The 17463-nt window shown below is 69.0% G+C and carries 16 protein-coding genes; 12 read left to right on the plus strand and 4 right to left on the minus strand.

Annotation, left to right across the window (positions count from 1 at the left end):
- Position 1 precedes the first annotated feature (1 nt).
- The 4 genes from G531_RS22760 to G531_RS0114205 all read left to right on the plus strand — a co-directional run bounded on the left by G531_RS22760 (position 2) and on the right by G531_RS0114205 (position 5047).
- Positions 2-1258: a glycoside hydrolase family 26 protein gene (locus G531_RS22760; protein WP_051215521.1), complete on the plus strand. Its 1257-nt coding sequence runs from the start codon at positions 2-4 to the stop codon at positions 1256-1258.
- A 159-nt stretch (positions 1259-1417) separates the two neighbouring features.
- Positions 1418-3967 carry a DEAD/DEAH box helicase gene (locus G531_RS0114195; RefSeq protein ID WP_026927763.1) on the plus strand — a complete coding sequence of 850 codons (2550 nt, stop codon included), beginning with the start codon at positions 1418-1420 and terminating at the stop codon, positions 3965-3967.
- Positions 3968-4056: 89 nt separating this feature from the next.
- Positions 4057-4353 carry a hypothetical protein gene (locus tag G531_RS0114200; protein ID WP_145978663.1) on the plus strand — a complete coding sequence of 99 codons (297 nt, stop codon included), beginning with the start codon at positions 4057-4059 and terminating at the stop codon, positions 4351-4353.
- A gap of 121 nt (positions 4354-4474) precedes the next feature.
- The gene (locus G531_RS0114205; protein WP_026927765.1) at positions 4475-5047 is read left to right on the plus strand and encodes an NADPH-dependent FMN reductase; all 573 of its coding nucleotides are present in this window, start codon (positions 4475-4477) and stop codon (positions 5045-5047) included.
- A gap of 383 nt (positions 5048-5430) precedes the next feature.
- Here G531_RS0114205 and G531_RS0114210 read toward each other — a convergent pair whose 3' ends face one another.
- Positions 5431-6420, minus strand: coding sequence for an LLM class F420-dependent oxidoreductase (locus G531_RS0114210; protein ID WP_026927766.1), 990 nt, complete (start codon positions 6418-6420; stop codon positions 5431-5433).
- Positions 6421-6475: 55 nt separating this feature from the next.
- Between G531_RS0114210 and pepN the strand changes: the two genes are divergently transcribed.
- The 4 genes from pepN (at position 6476) to G531_RS22775 (ending at position 13312) form a co-directional block, all read left to right on the plus strand.
- Entirely contained in the window at positions 6476-8956 is a 2481-nt protein-coding gene (gene pepN / locus G531_RS22765) for an aminopeptidase N (protein WP_051215522.1), read from the plus strand.
- On the plus strand, positions 8953-10563 hold the full coding sequence (locus G531_RS22770) for a peptide ABC transporter substrate-binding protein (protein ID WP_081684144.1): 1611 nt from the start codon (positions 8953-8955) through the stop codon (positions 10561-10563). The genes pepN and G531_RS22770 overlap by 4 nt, the downstream gene beginning before the upstream one ends.
- 19 nt (positions 10564-10582) lie before the next feature.
- Positions 10583-11479: an N-acetyl-1-D-myo-inositol-2-amino-2-deoxy-alpha-D-glucopyranoside deacetylase gene (gene mshB, locus G531_RS0114225; RefSeq protein WP_026927767.1), complete on the plus strand. Its 897-nt coding sequence runs from the start codon at positions 10583-10585 to the stop codon at positions 11477-11479.
- A 99-nt stretch (positions 11480-11578) separates the two neighbouring features.
- Positions 11579-13312, plus strand: coding sequence for a VanW family protein (locus G531_RS22775; protein WP_145978664.1), 1734 nt, complete (start codon positions 11579-11581; stop codon positions 13310-13312).
- 3 nt (positions 13313-13315) lie between these two features.
- Here the strand turns inward: G531_RS22775 and G531_RS0114235 are convergent, their stop codons facing one another.
- Positions 13316-13834 (minus strand): putative acetyltransferase, encoded by a 519-nt coding sequence (locus tag G531_RS0114235; protein WP_026927768.1) that lies wholly within the window; start codon positions 13832-13834, stop codon positions 13316-13318.
- Between the two features lie 102 nt (positions 13835-13936).
- Here G531_RS0114235 and fdxA point away from each other — a divergent pair, with 102 nt between their 5' ends.
- Both fdxA and dapC read left to right on the plus strand, forming a co-directional pair.
- A complete protein-coding gene (fdxA, locus tag G531_RS0114240) occupies positions 13937-14266 on the plus strand; it encodes a ferredoxin (protein WP_026927769.1) in 330 nt (109 codons plus the stop codon).
- A complete protein-coding gene (gene dapC, locus G531_RS0114245) occupies positions 14263-15357 on the plus strand; it encodes a succinyldiaminopimelate transaminase (protein ID WP_026927770.1) in 1095 nt (364 codons plus the stop codon). Before fdxA ends, dapC begins: the two co-directional genes overlap by 4 nt.
- A 35-nt stretch (positions 15358-15392) precedes the next feature.
- Here the strand turns inward: dapC and G531_RS0114250 are convergent, their stop codons facing one another.
- Positions 15393-15890 (minus strand): MarR family winged helix-turn-helix transcriptional regulator, encoded by a 498-nt coding sequence (locus G531_RS0114250; RefSeq protein ID WP_026927771.1) that lies wholly within the window; start codon positions 15888-15890, stop codon positions 15393-15395.
- 75 nt (positions 15891-15965) lie between these two features.
- Here G531_RS0114250 and G531_RS26935 point away from each other — a divergent pair, with 75 nt between their 5' ends.
- Together G531_RS26935 and G531_RS22780 are read left to right on the plus strand one after the other, a co-directional pair.
- On the plus strand, positions 15966-16376 hold the full coding sequence (locus G531_RS26935; RefSeq protein WP_051215525.1) for an FAD-dependent oxidoreductase: 411 nt from the start codon (positions 15966-15968) through the stop codon (positions 16374-16376).
- Entirely contained in the window at positions 16304-17161 is an 858-nt protein-coding gene (locus G531_RS22780) for an FAD-dependent monooxygenase (RefSeq protein WP_051215526.1), read from the plus strand. Before G531_RS26935 ends, G531_RS22780 begins: the two co-directional genes overlap by 73 nt.
- A gap of 64 nt (positions 17162-17225) precedes the next feature.
- On the opposite strand, the gene G531_RS26170 is transcribed toward G531_RS22780, so the two are convergent.
- Positions 17226-17463, minus strand: a 238-nt coding sequence (locus G531_RS26170) for a hypothetical protein (protein WP_026927772.1), incomplete at its 5' end; no start/stop codon positions are given.

Here is a 17463-nt window from a genome sequence, read left to right on the forward strand (position 1 = left end):
CATGGGCGGGCGATTGCGACGCTGGGACACTCCGACCGAACCCGAGGAACCCGTCGGCGGCTATACCGGCGCGCCCGGCCGCCGGCGTAATCGGTTGCGCCTGCTGATTCCGGTGTTGGCGATGATTCTGGCCGCGGGGGTGGTGGCCGTGGTGTCCCAGCGCGCGGTCCGCGTGGTCGACGATCTGGCCAAGTGCCGGATCGACACCACGGCGATGATTCCGCAGCAGGGCACGATGCTCGGGGTCAATCTGGACTGGGAGCGCACCGCGCTCGGGCAGCACCGGGCCAATCTCGGGCATGCCCCCGCGGTGGTGGTCCAGTTCTCCGACATCCCCTACGACACCGCGCACTGGGAACACACCGTCAACGCCGCCGAGCAGGTACGCCAGCACGGCGCCATCTTGTTGCTCACCCTGGAGCCGCATGCCGGGCTGGACGCGATGAGCGATGAGGTGATCGCCCGGCTGGCCAATGACCTGGCCGACCTCAACGAACAGGGCACCCCGGTGATCGTGCGGTTCGCCCACGAGATGAACGGATCCTGGTACAGCTGGGGTCAGCAACCGAAGCGCTACATCGAGGTGTTCCGCAAGGTTGCCGGGGCGATCCACGCGACCGCCCCCGCCTCCCAGATGATGTGGGCGCCCAACTACGGCGGCGGATACCCCTTCACCGGTGGTCAGTTCGAGGCCCTGCCCGGCACCGAGGATCATCGTGCCCTGGATACCGACGGCAACGGGCGACTGACCATGGCCGACGACTCCTACGAGCCCTACTACCCGGGCGACGAGTACGTCGACTGGGCCGGCATCTCGCTCTACCACTGGGGCAATCAACGGCCCTGGGGGAACAACGAGATCCCCGAGAACACGAAGTTCGTCGACATGCTCACCGGCAACTATCGCGGGACCGCCGGGGACGACCATGAGATCCCGGACTTCTATCAGGAGTACGGGGTCAAGCGGGGACTGCCGATCGGGATCCCCGAGACCGCGGCGATCTATACCCCGTCCCGGGGCGGGGCCGCCGAGGTCGACATCAAGCGGGCCTGGTGGGGCCAGGTGTTCTCCAACGAATTCCATGCCGACCATCCCCAGGTGAAGATGATCAACTGGTTCGAGTGGGAGAAGTACGAGGTCGAGATCGACGACACCGTCGACTGGCGGGCCGCCGATTCGCCGAACGTCGCCGAGCAGTTCCGGACCGACCTGCCGACCTGGGTGCTGCACGCCGACGATCTGCCCCTGTGCGGTTGACCCGATCCGTGGTCGGATCCTGCCACCAGGCGGTCGAATTCTGCTGATTTCGGCGGATTCGGGGTGCCTGGTGGCAGGATCGGCCCACCTTTCCGCGTAGACCCCGGTCGGAGGGGCGACCGCGCGCACCGCGGCCGGGAACGTGCGAGCATGGAGCCGATGCAACTCACCGATCAGATCCCGTCCGACCCCGACTCGCTGTACGCCCACTTCACCGAGTGGGCCACCGAGCGGGGGATCAGCCTCTATCCACACCAGGACGACGCGGCGATCGAGATCTTCAGCGGCAACAACCTGATCATGGCGACCCCCACCGGCTCCGGGAAGTCCCTGGTCGCCACCGCCGCCCACTTCGCGGCCATCGCCCGCGGCGAGGTCTCCTTCTACACCGCGCCGATCAAGGCCCTGGTCAGCGAAAAGTTCTTTGCCCTGTGCCAGACCTTCGGGGCCGAGAACGTCGGCATGATCACCGGCGACGCCTCGGTCAATGCCGATGCCCCGATCATCTGCTGCACCGCGGAGATCCTGGCCAACATCGCCCTGCGCGAAGGGGCGGAGGCCGACATCGGTCAGGTCGTCGCCGATGAGTTCCACTTCTACTCCGAGCCCGATCGGGGCTGGGCCTGGCAGGTTCCACTGCTCGCGCTGCCGCAGGCGCAATTCGTCCTGATGTCGGCCACCCTCGGCGACGTGGACTGGCTGCGGGCCGACCTGAAGCGGCGTACCGGACGCGACACCGTGGAGATCAGCAATGCCCAGCGGCCGGTCCCGCTGCACTACAGCTGGTCGCTGGAACCGCTGCACGAAAAGCTCGAAGAACTGGTCACCACCCACCAGGCGCCGGTCTACGTGGTCCATTTCACCCAGAAGGAAGCGCTGGAACGGGCCCAGACGCTGCTGTCGCTCAAGCTGTCGACCCGCGAGGAGAAGGACCGGATCGCCGCGGAGATCGGCGCCTTCCAATTCGGTGCGGGCTTCGGGCGGACGCTGTCCAAGCTGGTCCGGCACGGAATCGGCATCCATCACGCGGGGATGTTGCCGAAGTATCGCCGGTTGGTCGAGCAACTGGCCCAGACCGGCCTGCTCAAGATCATCTGTGGCACCGACACGCTCGGGGTCGGCATCAACGTGCCGATCCGCACGGTCCTGTTCACCGCGCTGACCAAGTTCGACGGCTCGCGCACCCGGCGGCTGAAATCCCGGGAGTTCCACCAGATCGCCGGGCGGGCCGGGCGCGCCGGCTACGACACCGTCGGCTATGTGGTCGCCCAGGCGCCGGAGTATGTGATCGAGAACGAGCGGGCGCTGGCCAAGGCGGGCGACGATCCGAAGAAGCGCCGCAAGGTGCAGCGCAAGAAGCCGCCCGAGGGGTTCGTGAACTGGTCCCAGGACACCTTCGAGAAGCTGATCGACGCCGAACCCGAACCGCTGGTCTCCCGAATGCAGGTGACGGCGTCGATGGTGCTCAACGTGTGTTCCCGCGACGAGGACCCCTGGCCGGTGATGAAGTCGCTGATGCAGGACAACCACTCCGATGTGAAGACCCAGCGCAAGCTGTCCCGCCGGGCGCTGCAGATCACCCGCGGGCTGCTGGATTCGGGGGTGCTGATCAAGCTGACGAAGCCTGACCCGAACGGGCGTACCTGCTCCCTGACCGAACAGGTACAGGAGGACTTCGCCCTGAATCAGCCGTTGGCCCCGTTCGCGGTCGCCGCCCTGGAACTGCTCGATCCGGAGGACCCGTACTTCCATCTGGATGCGGTCTCGGTGATCGAGGCGATCCTCGATGATCCGTTCCCGGTGCTGCTGGCCCAGCAGTACGAGCAGCGGGGCAAGGCCGTCGCGGAAATGAAGGACGACGGGATCGAGTACGAGGAGCGGATGGAACTGCTGGAGGAGGTGAGCTGGCCCAAGCCGCTGGAGGAGACCCTCACCCACGCCCTGAACGTGTTCTGCCAGACGCACCCGTGGGTCGATGCCAGTGCCCTGTCGCCGAAGTCGGTCGTGCGCGACATGTACGAGCGGGCCGCCGATTTCACCCAGTACATCGCGCAGTACAAGCTGGCCCGCAGCGAGGGGCTGGTGCTGCGCTATCTCACCGATGCCTACCGGACCCTGCGACAGACCATTCCGGACCGGTACAAGTCACCGGAACTGGAGGACCTGATCGAATGGCTGGGGGAGACCGTCCGGCAGACCGACTCCTCCCTGCTGGATGAGTGGGAATCGCTCACCGACCCCGAGGCGGTGGCACGGGCCGCGGCGGCGGTCGCCGCGGGCAAACCGCCGGCTCCGCCGCGGCCGGTGACCGGCAACGAGCGGGTCTTCCGGACGATGGTCCGCAATGCCATGTTCCGGCGGGTCGAGCTGGCCGCCGATGACGCGTACGCCGAACTCGGCGCGCTCGAGGATTCGGTGGCTCACCTCACCGAGCCGCCGCTGCCGGTGGTGATGACCGCGGCCGCCTGGGACGAGGCGCTCGGGGCGTACTGGGACGAGCACGATGAGCTGCTGACCGATGCCGATGCCCGCGGTCCGGGGCTGCTGCAGATCGAGACCGCGCGGGGCGGGCGGCTGTGGCAGGTGACCCAGGTGCTGCACGACCCCGAGGGCGATCACGACTGGCGGATCCTGGCCGAGGTCGACCTGGACCTGTCCGATCAGGTGGGCAGTGCGGTGGTCCGCGGGCTGGCCCTCGAGCGCCTCTGACCGGGACCGACCGGCGGGCGAGCAAACTCCCAGGCCGGGCACAGGTCGGGCCCAGCCGCTGCCCCGGTCGGTGGCCTACTATTCGGGGCATGGCTGAAGTGCGCAAACACAAATCCGAGGGCGGCGGCTCCTTCCGCGACGCGATCCGTGCGGCCATGGGGGAGAAGATCCAGCCCCCGGTGCCCGGTGTGCAGGCCGCCGGGGGTGACAAGCCCGCGACCCCGACGGTGGGGACGCCCGGGGTGGGAGCGGCTTCGCTGTCCTACGTCGAGGGGTTCGCCACGCGTACCTCGGTATCCGGCACCATGCCGGTGGTCGACGGCTTCACCTTCCGGCCGACCGGGGCGACTCCGCCGGCTGCTGAGGCCGATCCCGCGGGGGAATGAAACCGGCTCTCCTGCTGTTCCTCCTTCGATCGACAGGCCCCCGGGTCGATTTGCCCAGCGCGGCACACCGGGTGCATAGTTGAAGTGTAAATAGTCTATTTCTCAATAGTGAGGACTGCGGATGAAGATCGGGATCATCGTTGGAAGCACGCGCAACGGCCGGGCGGGCGAGAGCGTCGGCCAGTGGGTCGCCAAGCAGGCCGCCGAGCGTACCGGTGCGGAGTACGAACTGGTCGACCTGGCCGCGTACAACCTGCCGATGTTCGACGAGGCCACCCACCCGATGATGGCCAACAAGAAGTACGCCTCGGCCGAGGTCCAGGCCTGGAGCGACAAGATCGACCAGTTCGACGGCTACATCTTCATCACCCCGGAGTACAATCACTCCGTCCCGGCCGCGTTCAAGAACGCCGTCGACAGCCTCGGCTCGGAGTGGGTCGGCAAGGCGCTCTCGCTGGTTGGCTACGGTGCCGTCGGCGGCGTCCGGGCGATCGAGCACTGGCGTCAGATCACCGCCAACTTCAGCATGGCCGTCACCCGCGCCGAGGTGAACCTCAGCCTGTTCACCGACTTCGCCGAGGGTGTCTGCACCCCCGCCGGCATGCAGGATCAGCAGCTGGGCAAGGTGTTCGACGAGCTCGAGCAGCTGACCGGCGCGATCCTGTCGGTCGCGGGCGCGAACGCGAACGCCTGATCCGTACCTGACTGCACAAAGGCTCCCCGGCAGTGCCGGGGAGCCTTTGTGCTGTCGTTTTCGGGTCCGGCCGACCGGGCTGGTGAGCGGGGCGCGGACCGGGGTGGTGGCTCGCGGGCGGAGTTCGGGTTTGCTGGCCCTGCAGGGGCCGCGGATGGTACGCCGGCCCGCGAGCAGTACCCGGGACCAGCGAACAGCACCCCAACCCGCGAGCAGCACCGGGGCCCGCGAACAGCACCCCAACCCGCGAGCAGCACCCGGGGCCCGCGAGCAGTACCCGGGACCAGCGAACAGCACCCCGACCCGCTAGCAGCACCGGGGCCCGCGAACAGCACCCCGGGTTCAGCAGTCCCGGCGCAGCCCGGGCCCCCGAGCCGGGTCACTCACTGCAGCGCCGGGATCACCTCGTTGTGGAACAACTCCACGACTTCCCGGTCATAGGCCGCGTCGGGGAAGTAGCAGATCGCATAGCTCAGCCCCTGCTCCCGCAACTTTCCGAGGTTGTCGATCACCTGCTGCACCGTCCCGGTGCCGGGCATCCCGTCGAAGGCCCGCAACTGGCCGGCCACCTGATCGGTGGTCAGGTAGGGGCTGACCCGATCGACATAGGCCTGTCGGCGCCGGGCCACCTCGGCCTCGGTGCGGCCGAGGAACACGTTGTAGTTCGCACTGCGCACAATCGCGTCGAAGTCGGTGCCCACCTCCGCACAGTGCTCGGCCAGCACCTGGGACTTGTGCGCGAAGCCGGCCGGGGTGCCGTCGAAGTTGGTGTAGTCGGCGTACTTGGCCGCGATCCGCAGGGTGACCTTCTCCCCGCCGCCGGCCAACCAGATCGGAATCCCGCCCTGCTGCAGCGGCGTCGGCTGACAGATGGCGTCGGTCACCTGGTAGTGCTTGCCGGCCAGGGTCGCCCGGCCGGTCCGCCAGGCCTGCTGCATGATCTGCACCGACTCGTCGAGCCGACCCAGGCGTACGCCCGGACGGGGGAATCCGTACCCGTAGGCCCGCCACTCGTGCTCGTACCAGCCGCCCCCGATACCCATCTCGGTCCGGCCGCCGCTGATCAGATCGACCGTCGCGGCAACCTTGGCCAGATACATCGGGTTGCGGTAGCTGGCACAGGTGCACATCTGGCCCAGCCGGACCCGCTGCGTGCTGGCGGCCAGCGCGGCCATCAGTGACCACGCCTCGTGGGTCGCCTCGTCGCTGGGCGCGGGGGTGGTGTGGAAGTGGTCGTAGACCCACACCGATTCCCAGTGCTCGCTCCGGTCGGCGGCCTGGGCAATACCCGCCATGGTGGCCCATTGCTCGGCCGGGTCGATGCCGACCAGGTCGAATCGCCACCCCTGCGGTATGAACATTCCGAATCGCATATCGCTCATTGTGCTGTGGTGGCCCGACGGTGCCGCGCCCGGGTACCTTGACGCCATGGGATCCCTGCAGCGCGTCGAGGCGGAGCGGCGCTCGGCGCAGTTGGGCCCGGTGGCTGCGCACGTGGAACTGGACCTGACCGGCGCGGCCGATCCGTCCCGGGCAGATTTCGTCTCCCGGACCCGGCTGGAGTTCACCGCCCTCCCCGGGACCGACACCTTCGCCGATCTGCACTGCGTCGAACTCGGCGCAGCAGTGCTGAACGGCAAGGCCCTGCCCGCGGACGCCTGGGCCGACGGCCGACTGCGGCTGAGCGATCTGCGGGAGGCGAACGTCCTGACGGCGACCGCCACGATGCGCTACCACAGCGACGGGGAGGGACTGCATCGCCACACCGACCCCGCCGACGGGCTCACCTACCTGTACGCGATGTCCTTCCTCGACGCCGCCCCGGACTGGTTCGCCTGCTTCGACCAGCCCGACCTGAAAGTGGGGTACTCCTTCGACGTCCGGGTGCCGCCCGGTTGGACCGTCCTCGGCAACGGCCGGTTCGTCGAGGTCGAACTCGGACACTGGCGTACGCCCGATCCGACCGGGCCGATTCCGACCTACGCGGTCACCCTGATCGCCGGCCCGTACGCCTCGATCACCGATCGGTGCACCCCGACCATCGGGGCGCCGATCCCGCTGGGGATCCATGCCCGGCAATCGCTCGCCGACGCACTCGACGCCGAGGCCGCCGACATCCTCGCCGTCACCCGGGCCGGCTTCACCGCCTTCACCGAGTTGTTCGGCGTGGAATATCCGTTCGGGGAGTACCACCAGGTCTTCGTGCCCGACTTCAACGCCGGCGCGATGGAGAATCCCGGATGCGTCACCTTCCGCGACCAGCTGTTGTTCGAGGGCCGCGCCACCCACGCCGAGCGCGCCTCCCGGGCCGGCACGATCTGTCACGAGATGGCACACCAGTGGTTCGGCGACCTGGTCACCCCGCGCTGGTGGGACGACCTGTGGCTCAATGAGTCCTTCGCCGAATTCCTCGGCCACCAGGTCTGTTCGGAGTACACCGACTACGATCTGTGGACCGAATTCGGGATCCGCCGCAAGTGGTGGGGACTGGTGGCCGACCTGGGCCCGGCGACCCATCCGGTGGCCGGTAACGGCGCCGCCGACGCCCGCGCGGCGCTGGCCGCCTTCGACGGAATCTCCTACGCCAAGGGCGCGGCGGCGCTGCGGCAACTGCTGGCCGCGCTGGGCCCCGACGTCTTCTGGGGCGGCCTGGCCGCGCACATCCGCGACCACGCCTGGGGCAGCGCCACCCTCGCCGACCTGGTGGACGCCTGGATCGCTGCCGGGGCAGTCGGGCTGCCCGAGTGGGTCGACGCGTGGCTGCGTACCTCCGGATTCGACACCCTCGCGGTCCGCGCCGGCCACCTGCACCGGACCGGGACCGGGGTCCGGCGCCCGCACCGGGTCACGGTCGCGGCGTTGGCCCCGTCCGGGGCGGTGACCGGCACCCGCTCGGTGCACATCACCGCCGACGACACCCCGCTGGATCCGGCGCTCGCGACCGGGGGACTGGTGGTCCCCGATGCCGACGATCGCACCTGGGCCCGGCTCGATCTCGGGGACCCGGCCGGCTGGCCCCCGATCTCGGCGGTCGCGCAGCCGGCGACCCGGGTCAGCCTCTGGAACAGTCTGCGCCTCGGCGTACACGAAGGGGCGGTCGATCCCGAGGTCGCGCTCGGCCTGATCTGTCGCCAATTGCCCGCCGAACCCGCCGTGGCCGCCGGCTCGGCGCAGCTGTGGAGCCCGTTGGCCGAGTACGCCCGGGGCCAACTGATCGGGACCTTCCTGGCCCCGGACCGCCGCACCGCGGCGCTGACCGACCTGGCCGCGGCGCTCGCGCCGATCGCCGCGCATCCCGACCCGCAGGTGCGGGTGCCCGCCGACCGCCTGATCGCCGGCTGCACCACCGATCCGGAATTGCTGGCTCGCTTCGCTGCCGCCGAGGACACCCCGCTGAGCTGGACCGCCCTGATCCGGATCAGCGCCCTGACCGGGGACCTGGCCCCGGCCGAAGCCGCGTACGCCAAGCACCCGACGGCGACCCCCCGGATCCGGCTGGCCGAGGCACGCGCCGCGCAGCGTACGCCGGAGGCCAAGCAGCGCGCCTTCGAACTGCTGATCCGGCCCGGCGAGACCAGCGCCTATGAACTGTACGCGACCGCGTCGGGGCTGTTCCACCCCGAACAGACCGACCTGACCCGGCCCTGGGTGGAGCGCTACTTCGCCGAGATCAACACCGCGGCCGAATTCCTGCACGGCTGGTCCCTGCGGGAGGTGGTCTCCCTGGCGTTCCCCGCCGGCCACACCGATGCCCCGACCCTGGCCCTGGCCGAGCAGACCCTGCGTACCGCCGACCTCGATCCCCAGGTCCGCACCTGCCTGGAGATCGGGACCGACCTGCTGCGCCGCGGGGTGCGGGCGCGCCGGCGCTTCGGGGCCGGGTCGACCGAGCCGAAAGGGGTGGCATGAGAGGTGTCGCGCGTGCGGCTGTGCTGGCCGTGGTGACCCTGCTGCTGGCCGGCTGCACCACCCCCGCGCCGCTGCCGGTTCCCGCCGACGCGATCAGCGTCCGCGGCTGCACCCCGGCGGGCAGCCTGTTGCCCGGGGACACCCTGGACGTCTGCGGGATCCAGGTGCTGGAGCAGTCCACCGCCCGTCTGGTCGGCTACGAGCCCGCCACCGGGACCCCGCGAATGGATCTGGCCACCTCGATCGAGACCACCGACCAGCAGAACTTCACCGTCCGGCTGGATCCCGCCCGGCGCTACAGCGACGGCACCCCGGTCACCGCACAGGACTTCGTGGACACCTGGTCGTGGAACGCCTACGGGCCGCACCAGCAACTGGGCCGCTCACTGTTCTCGGTCATCGACGGTGCCGACGCGATGGCCTGTCCGGCGCAGGGGCCGTGTCTGGCCACCGGCCTGGCGACCCGGCTGCGCGGACTGACCGTGCTGGACGAGCACACCTTCACCATTCGTACCAGCACCCCGACCCCGGACCTGATCAGCCAACTCGGTCACCCTGCCTTCGCCCCCTACCCGGCGGCCTTCTTCACCGCCGGCCCGGACGCCTACAGCCAACGCCCGGTCACCGCCGGCGCCTTCGTGGTCACCACCCGATCGGCCACCCAGATCGTGCTGGAGCGCAACGAGGCCTACACCGGTCCGGACCGACCGAGCCTGCGCCGGGTCGAACTGCGCATGTACGACCAGCCGGGCCAGTCGGCGACCAAGGCCTATGACGACGTGGTCGCCGGCACCCTCGACTTCACCGACACCGTGCCCACCGACCTGCTGCTGGACGGGCGCTGGGCCAAGGAGTTGGAGCAGCGCCACAAACTCTTCGACACCGCGATCCTGACCAGCCTCACTCTGTCCGGCCGGGATCGGCAACTGGCCGACCCCCGGCTGCGCCGGGCGCTCTCCCTGGCCACCGACCGGTCCCGGCTCACTTCCCAGGTCTTCCAGGACACCGCCACCCCGGCGACCAGCTGGGTCTCCCCGATGGTGGCCGACTATCCCGGGAACGCCTGCGCGCAGTTGTGCACCCTGGATCGCAACCAGGCGCAGCGGCTGTATCGCGATGCCGGGGGCTACACCGGCCAGTTCACCGTCTCGGTGAACGCCGACGGTGGCCACAAGCAGTGGGCCGACGCGCTGTGCCACCAATGGCGCTCCACCCTCGGCCTGGACTGCCAGGTCCGGCTGTTCGACAATCAGGCGGCCCTGCTCGCCGCCGTGCGCGCCGGGCAGGTGACCGGGGCGTACCGGCTGGGCTGGGTGAGCGAGCAGACCAGCGCCGACAGTTATCTGTCCCCGTTCGAGACCGGGGCCGCGGCGAACCTGTCCGGCTGGTCGGACCCGGCGTACGACCGGGCGCTGGCGCAGGCCCGCACGTCGACCGGGAGCGCGGCGGTCGAGGCGTACGCCCGGGCCGAGGCGCTCCTGGCCGAAAACCCGCCCGCGATTCCGCTGTGGACGGCCAAGACCGCGGCGGGCTGGTCGACCCGGCTGGCCGACGTGCAGTTGAACCGGGCCGGACAGCTCGATCTGCGGACGGTCCGCACCCGGTAGCACGCAGTACGATGCTCGGGTGACCGAACCGCGCCGGCTGATGCTCGTCCATGCCCACCCCGATGATGAGGTGACGTCGACGGCGATCACGATGGCCCACCACGTCGGGCTCGGTGACCGGGTGACGCTGGTGACCTGCACCCTGGGCGAGGAGGGCGACATCGTCGTCGACGACCTCAAGAACCTGCGCTCCGAGGATCCGGACGCCCTGGGCCGGCACCGCATCGGGGAACTCACCGAGGCGATGCGGGTGCTCGGGGTCACCGACTTCGTCCGGCTCGGCGGCGATGGGAAGTACCGCGATTCGGGGATGGCCGTCGACGAACAGGGTCGGGTGATCCCGGTGCCGGATGCGACCGGGAACACCTTCTGGTCGGCCGACCTGACCGAAGCGGCCACCGACCTGGCCGTACTCATCCGCGACCGACGTCCCCAGGTGCTGATCACCTATGACCAGTACGGCTCCTACGGCCATCCCGATCACATCCAGGCCCATCGGGTCGCGATGTACGGCAGTCAGCTGGCCGCCGTCCCCAGCTACCGGCCCGATCTGGGGGAGGCCTGGGCGGTTCCCCGGATGCTGTGGACCGCGATGGCCGAGAGTGGGTTCCGGGAGGGATTGCGCCGGATGCAGGAGGCCGGTCGGGACTGGCCCTGGGGGGACTACGATCCGGCGGGGCCGCTGCCCCCGATGGTCACCCCGGACTCCGCCATCGCCGTCGAGGTGTTCGACCCCGAGCGGGGAGAACAGAAGCTGCAGGCATTCCGGGCCCATGCCAGTCAGATCCCGACCGACTTCTTCCTCTATCAACTCAGCGACACCCTCGGCCCGGGCGTACTCACTCGTGAGTCCTACCGCTTCGCCGGCGGGGTGCCGGTACCGAAGGGTGCAAAGGATATCTTCTCCGGGCTGTGAGTTGTCACTGAACCGTTATCGGGCAGTCAGCGGGAAGCGCGATTTCGGCCGAATGTCACGTACTATCGTCTGCGGCCAGCAGTCGGACGAGGTGCGTAGGTGTCTGAGAACGTGAAATCTTCGGGGAACAAGCCCGGTGCCAAGCGTCGCCCGGGCAAGGGCGGCCTGATCGGCATCATCATTGCAGGCGTCGTTCTGGTACTCGGTGGGATCTACATCGCGGGATACCTGATGGCCGGCAACGCGGTTCCGCGGGACACCACTGTCGCCGGCGTACGCGTCGGCGGGCTGAGCCGCGACGAGGCCGTCAGCAAGCTGAAGAACGAGTACGCCGCCGAGGCCGACGCGCCGATCACCGTGGTTGCCGGGGACGCAAGGATCGAGGTGAAGCCGGCCGACGCCGGGCTGTCGGTGAACTACGAAAAGACCATCGACGCCTCCGGAGTGGGCAAGTCCTGGGCCCCGGCGCACATCTGGCGCGTGCTGACCGGCGGCGGCGCGGTCGCTCCGGTCAAGGACGTCGATCAGCGCAAGCTGCAGGAGACCGTGGGGCGGGCCGCCGGTGAGGTCAACCGGGAGTCCAAGAACGCCGAACTGTCGCTGAAGGGCACCGAGCCGGTCAAGGTGGCCGGCCAGAACGCGCTGGAACTGGATCAGCAGGCCCTGGTCAAGTCACTGGAGGACGGCTACCTGAGTTCGCGTGAAGTGACCGCCAAGGTGCAGTCCACCGAGCCGCAGGTCACCGACGCCGAGGTCGATCAGGCGATCGAGCAGCAGATCAAGCCGGCGCTGAACGGACCGATCACCGTGGACACCGGCCAGGGCAAGTTCGACGTCACCCCGGCGATGATCGCCGCGGCCAGCAAGATCGACATCGTCGACGGGGCCCCGAAGCTGTCCACCGATTCGGCCAAGTTGCTGGAGAAGGCCCAGCCGGCGATCGCCAAGCTGGACCTCAAGGGCGCCAAGGACGCCTCCTACAAGAAGGACGGCGACACGCTGACGGTCGTCCCGTCGGTGGATGGCTCCGAGGTCGGCAAGGACAACTTCGAAAAGGCCGTGATGCCGGCGATCCCGAGCACCGAGCGATCGGTCAAGCTCGAACTGACCGGCGCGAAGGCCAAGTTCACCACCGAGCAAGCCGAGCAGCAGAAGCCGAAGCAGGTGATCGGGGAGTTCACCACCAAGTTCCCGCACGCCGACTACCGCAACACCAACCTGGGCCTGGCCGCGCAGCGGATCAACGGCAACACCGTCGCGACCAACGGCGTGTTCTCCCTGGACAAGGCGCTCGGTCCGCGCACCTCGAGCAACGGGTACGTCGACGGCACCGTGATCGCCGGCGCGAAGCTGGAGGAGCAGACAGCCGGCGGCATCTCCCAGAGCGCGACCACCGTGTTCAACGCGGCCTGGTTCGCCGGGCTGGAGGACATCGAGCACCAGCCGCACACGATGTACTTCGACCGGTACCCGGCGGGCCGGGAGTCGACCATCTACTCCGGGTCGATCGACGTGAAGTTCCGCAACACCACCGACAATGCGATCTACATCGAGGCGTACCGGCAGGCCTCCAGCCCGGGCACCCAGGGGTCGATCACGGTCCGGATCTGGGGCACCAAGAAGTGGGACATCGAGTCCCCCGAGCCGGTCAAGTCGGACTACTACAACACTTCCGAGGAGATCAAGGGTTCCGGGCCGAGCTGCATCGCCCAGTCCGCGCAGCCCGGTTTCACCGCCTCGTACTACCGCGTGTTCAAGGTGAACGGGTCGGTCGTCAAGCGGGAGGACAAGTCCTGGAAGTACGACGCGGTCGCCAAGGTCACCTGCAACTGACCCTCAGCCGGTGAGCGGTGGGTCCGGGATCGGGGTGTCGGCAGCCACGTTGCGGGCGTCCCGGCGTACGGCCCAGGCCGCCAGGGGAGCGAAGTCCTCGGCCTCGGCCAGGTGCATCAGGACCCATTCGCCGGTCACTTCCGCGCGGGAGTCGCCGAAGCGGGCGACCCGCTCCCCATCGAGGAGCACCGGGCGCTGTCCCAGCAGTCCGGCCGGATCCACCACGTCGCACAGTCGGGCGGCCCACGCCTCCTCGACACCGAGCAGTTCGCGCAGCCGGGCGGGGTCGGCGTACGCCGGGTTGCGGCCGCGGGCGATGGCGGGGACCTTGCGGGCGGCGATCACCTGCTCGCTGCGGACCTCGGTCTGCCGGCCGCGGCGATCCTCCAGCAGCACCGCCGCCGGGGTTACCGTGAGCACCCGGCCGATGATGTCGCTCGCGCCGGGCGGCTCGGGGATCCGGACCCGGACCGAGATCCGATCACCGGGAGCCAGCGGCAGATTCCGCCAATATGTGATCATAGATTTTACCAATCTTCGGCACCGTCCCCAAAGGGTCGGGGAGATAGTAGTGTGTGAAATCGGACTGCCGGTCCGTTCGAGAATGAAACAGGAGAGTTGATCGTGACCTACATCATCGCTCAGCCGTGTGTGGACCTGAAGGACCGCGCATGTGTCGAGGAATGCCCCGTGGACTGCATCTACGAGGGTGGCCGGATGCTGTACATCCATCCGGACGAGTGCGTTGACTGTGGTGCCTGTGAGCCGGTGTGTCCGGTGACCGCGATCTTCTACGAGGACGATGTGCCCGAGGAGTTCGCCAGCTACTACGACGTGAATGTCCAGTTCTTCGACGGCATCGGTTCGCCCGGTGGTGCGGCGAAGCAGGGCGTCATCGACAAGGATCATCCGCTGGTCGCGGCGCTTCCGCCGCAGGAGCACGACGAGGCGTGAGAAATCCGCTGGCCCACCGGCTGCCCGATTTTCCGTGGGACACGCTGGAGCCGGCCAAGCGCAAGGCACAGGCCCATCCGGGCGGACTGGTTGACCTGTCCGTCGGGACGCCTGCGGATCCGACCCCGGAGCCGATCCGCGACGCGCTGACCGCCGCCGCGGACGCCCATGGGTACCCCACCGTGGCCGGCACCGCCGAGATGCGGTCGGCCATCGTGGAGTACCTGCGTACCCGATGGGGCGCGGTCTCGATCGAGGACGCCTCGGTGCTGCCGGTGATCGGACTGAAGGAGTTCGTGGCCCTGCTGGTGTCCCAGCTCGGGTTCGGTCCCGGTGCCCGGGTTGCGCTGCCCGCGCTGGCCTATCCGACGTACGCCGTCGGCGCGATCATCGCCGGCGCCGACTGGGAGACCGCCGACGCCCCGGACGAACTCAGCGCGGTGCCGAGTGTGGTCTGGATCAACTCGCCGGCCAATCCGAGCGGACGGATGCTCACCCCGGACCAACTGCGGGAATGGGTCGCCTACTGCCGCGAGCACGACGTGATCCTGGCCAGCGACGAGTGCTACGGCGAGTTCGGCTGGGAGGCCGAGACGGTCTCGATCCTGCACCCCGACATCTCCGGCGGCGATTACCGCAACATCCTGGCGGCGTTCTCGTTGTCGAAGCGGTCGAATCTGGCCGGCTATCGGGCGGGCTTCGTCGCCGGTGACCCGGAGTTGATCCACGAACTGACCGAGGTCCGCAAGCACAGCGGCTTCATGTTGCCGACGCCGGTGCAGGCGGCGATCGCGGTCGCGCTGCGGGATCAGCGGGACGTGCAGGTGCAGCGGGAGCGCTACCTGCGGCGCCGTACGCCGTTGCGCGCGGCACTGGAGGGCGTGGGCTTCCGGATCGAGCATTCCGAAGGCGGCCTGTACCTGTGGGCAACCCGGGACGAATCCTGCTGGGCTTCGGTGGACTGGCTCGCCGAGCGCGGGATTCTGGTCAGCCCGGGCGCGTTCTACGGCGCGGCGGGCGCGAACTTCGTCCGGGTGGCGCTGACCGCCACCGACGAACGGATCGAGGCGGCGGTCAGCCGGCTCGGCTGAGTCGCACCCATCGCATCGGCCGGGGGAGGTCCGGATCACCGCGGGTGGTCCGGACCTCCTTCGCGTCGCAGGGCCGTGGTCTCGTCCCGGTTGAGCGCGGCGGCCCGCGCCAGGAACTCGTTGGCGAAGGCGATCTGCTCATCGGTCAGGGTCTCGAGGTATTCGTTCCAGTGCTCGGTGACCCGGGCGTACACCGGGCCCACTCGGGTGAGTACCGTCTCGGGGATCGCCGATACCAGGACCCGCCGCCGGTCGGACTCGTCGCGGGTGCGGCGGACATAGCCGGCGCGCTCGAGCCGGTCGATCATCGTGGTGATCGCGCCCCCGGCGGTGAGCCCGATCCGCGACGCCAACTCGCCGGGCGTGGCGGGCCCGTCACTGAGCAGCAGGCTGACGGCCTGGAGATCGGACCCGTTCAGCCCGCCGGAGCGGGCGACGGCCTCCTGGAAGAGCACGACCCGGGCCATGAACTCGCGCATGAGCTCGCCGTGCCGGGCGATCGCCGCAGTACGGCTGGTGAAATCCTCGGACATCGCGTATCCTCTCTAATATCGAGAGACTCTTAAATAGAGAATCTCTCTTGTGCGCTATTTTATCGGAGGTCAACGATGACCAGAGCGCTTATCATCGGCGGCGGAATCGCCGGGCCGGCGACCGCCCTGTTCCTGCACCGGGCGGGTTGGGAGGTCGAAATTTTCGAGGCCCGTCCGGGGCCCGCCACCCACGGTGGCCTTTTCCTCAATGTCGCCACCAACGGTCTGGCCGTCCTGGACCTCTTGGGGCTGCGGGATGAACTCCTGGCGATCGGCCATCGGTGTCCCTACCTGGAACTGTGGAGCGGACGCGACCGCAAGCTCGCCACCATGCCGAACGGGCCGGCCGGCGAACCGGAGCGGGCAGTGTGGTGGTTCGCCGGGACGAACTCCACGGCGTACTGCAAGGTGCGGTGGCGGCGCGGGGCCTGCCGAGTACGCCGGGGCGGCGACTCACCGCGATCGAGCAGAGCCCGCTCGGGGTGACCGCGCGGTTCAGTGACGGTACCGAGGCCACCGGCGATGTCCTGATCGGCTGCGATGGGGTCGGATCGTTCACCCGCCGCTGGATCGACCCCGATGCGCCCGAGCCGCGCTTCACCGGGTTGCTCAGCATCGGTGGCTTTGCCCGACTTCCGGGTCTCGCGCCGACCCCGGGGGTGCAGCGAATGATCTTCGGCGCCCGCGGGTTCTTCGGCTACCTGGTGCGGACCGACGGCACCGTGTACTGGTTCGCGAATCCCAATTGGAGCGGGGTCGACCCGGACCGGGTGCGGCGGATGCCGACCGACCAGTGGCTCACCGAGCTGCGCGAGCTGCATGCGCAGGATCCATTCCCGGTGCCCCAGATTCTCGCGGCGGCCGACGAGGTGGGGGCCTATCCCATCTACGATCTGCCGCACGTCCCGCACTGGCACCGCGGGCGGGTCGTCGCGGTCGGGGATGCGGTCCATGCGACCAGTCCCAACGCCGGTCAGGGCGCCTCACTTGCGCTCGAGGACGCGGTGACGCTGGCGCGGTGTCTGCGGGATCGGCCGTCGCATCCGCCGGCGTTCGACGAGTATGTCCGGCTGCGGCGTCCCCGCGCCGAGGAGGTGGTGAAGTACTCCCGTGCCCTCGGGCGGCGCAAGGCCCCGGGCGGTTCCCGGCTGGCGGTGGGACTGCGCGACCTGATGTTGCCGCTGGTTCTGCGCAACGCGACCAGGGATGCCCGCAACAATCACCTCTACAACCACCCCGTCAACTGGGACGGTGCCCTCAGCGGAGCGTGATCCGGACTTCCCTCAGCGGAGCGTGATCCGGACTTCCCTCAGCGGAGCGTGATCCGGACTTCCCTCAGCGGAGCGTGATCCGGACTTCATTGCCGGCGGTGGCCGCACCCCGGATCCAATTCTGCGACCCGATGCTGTGCCGCAGATTCATCGTGGCCACCGACACGACGCCGTGCTCGCCGGCATTGGCGACCGCGTGGTACGCCACCGCCCAGGCGTGTTCCGGGCTGTCAGTGCGCACAATCAGGGTGTTCTGCTCGGTGGCGGTGTTTCCCTGCCCCAGCGTCCGGCTGATCGACTGG

Source organism: Granulicoccus phenolivorans DSM 17626 = NBRC 107789 = JCM 15570 (assembly GCF_000423085.1).
Taxonomy (GTDB): domain Bacteria; phylum Actinomycetota; class Actinomycetes; order Propionibacteriales; family Propionibacteriaceae; genus Granulicoccus; species Granulicoccus phenolivorans.

What these genes read in the sequence shown, in the direction of transcription:
- G531_RS22760 (WP_051215521.1), top strand. Translation starts at nt 2, where the DNA reads ATGGGCGGGCGATTGCGACGCTGGGACACTCCGACCGAACCCGAGGAA.
- G531_RS0114195 (WP_026927763.1), top strand. Translation starts at nt 1,418, where the DNA reads ATGCAACTCACCGATCAGATCCCGTCCGACCCCGACTCGCTGTACGCC.
- G531_RS0114200 (WP_145978663.1), top strand. Translation starts at nt 4,057, where the DNA reads ATGGCTGAAGTGCGCAAACACAAATCCGAGGGCGGCGGCTCCTTCCGC.
- G531_RS0114205 (WP_026927765.1), top strand. Translation starts at nt 4,475, where the DNA reads ATGAAGATCGGGATCATCGTTGGAAGCACGCGCAACGGCCGGGCGGGC.
- G531_RS0114210 (WP_026927766.1), bottom strand. Translation starts at nt 6,420, where the DNA reads ATGCGATTCGGAATGTTCATACCGCAGGGGTGGCGATTCGACCTGGTC.
- pepN (WP_051215522.1), top strand. Translation starts at nt 6,476, where the DNA reads ATGGGATCCCTGCAGCGCGTCGAGGCGGAGCGGCGCTCGGCGCAGTTG.
- G531_RS22770 (WP_081684144.1), top strand. Translation starts at nt 8,953, where the DNA reads ATGAGAGGTGTCGCGCGTGCGGCTGTGCTGGCCGTGGTGACCCTGCTG.
- G531_RS0114235 (WP_026927768.1), bottom strand. Translation starts at nt 13,834, where the DNA reads ATGATCACATATTGGCGGAATCTGCCGCTGGCTCCCGGTGATCGGATC.
- G531_RS0114250 (WP_026927771.1), bottom strand. Translation starts at nt 15,890, where the DNA reads ATGTCCGAGGATTTCACCAGCCGTACTGCGGCGATCGCCCGGCACGGC.
- G531_RS26935 (WP_051215525.1), top strand. Translation starts at nt 15,966, where the DNA reads ATGACCAGAGCGCTTATCATCGGCGGCGGAATCGCCGGGCCGGCGACC.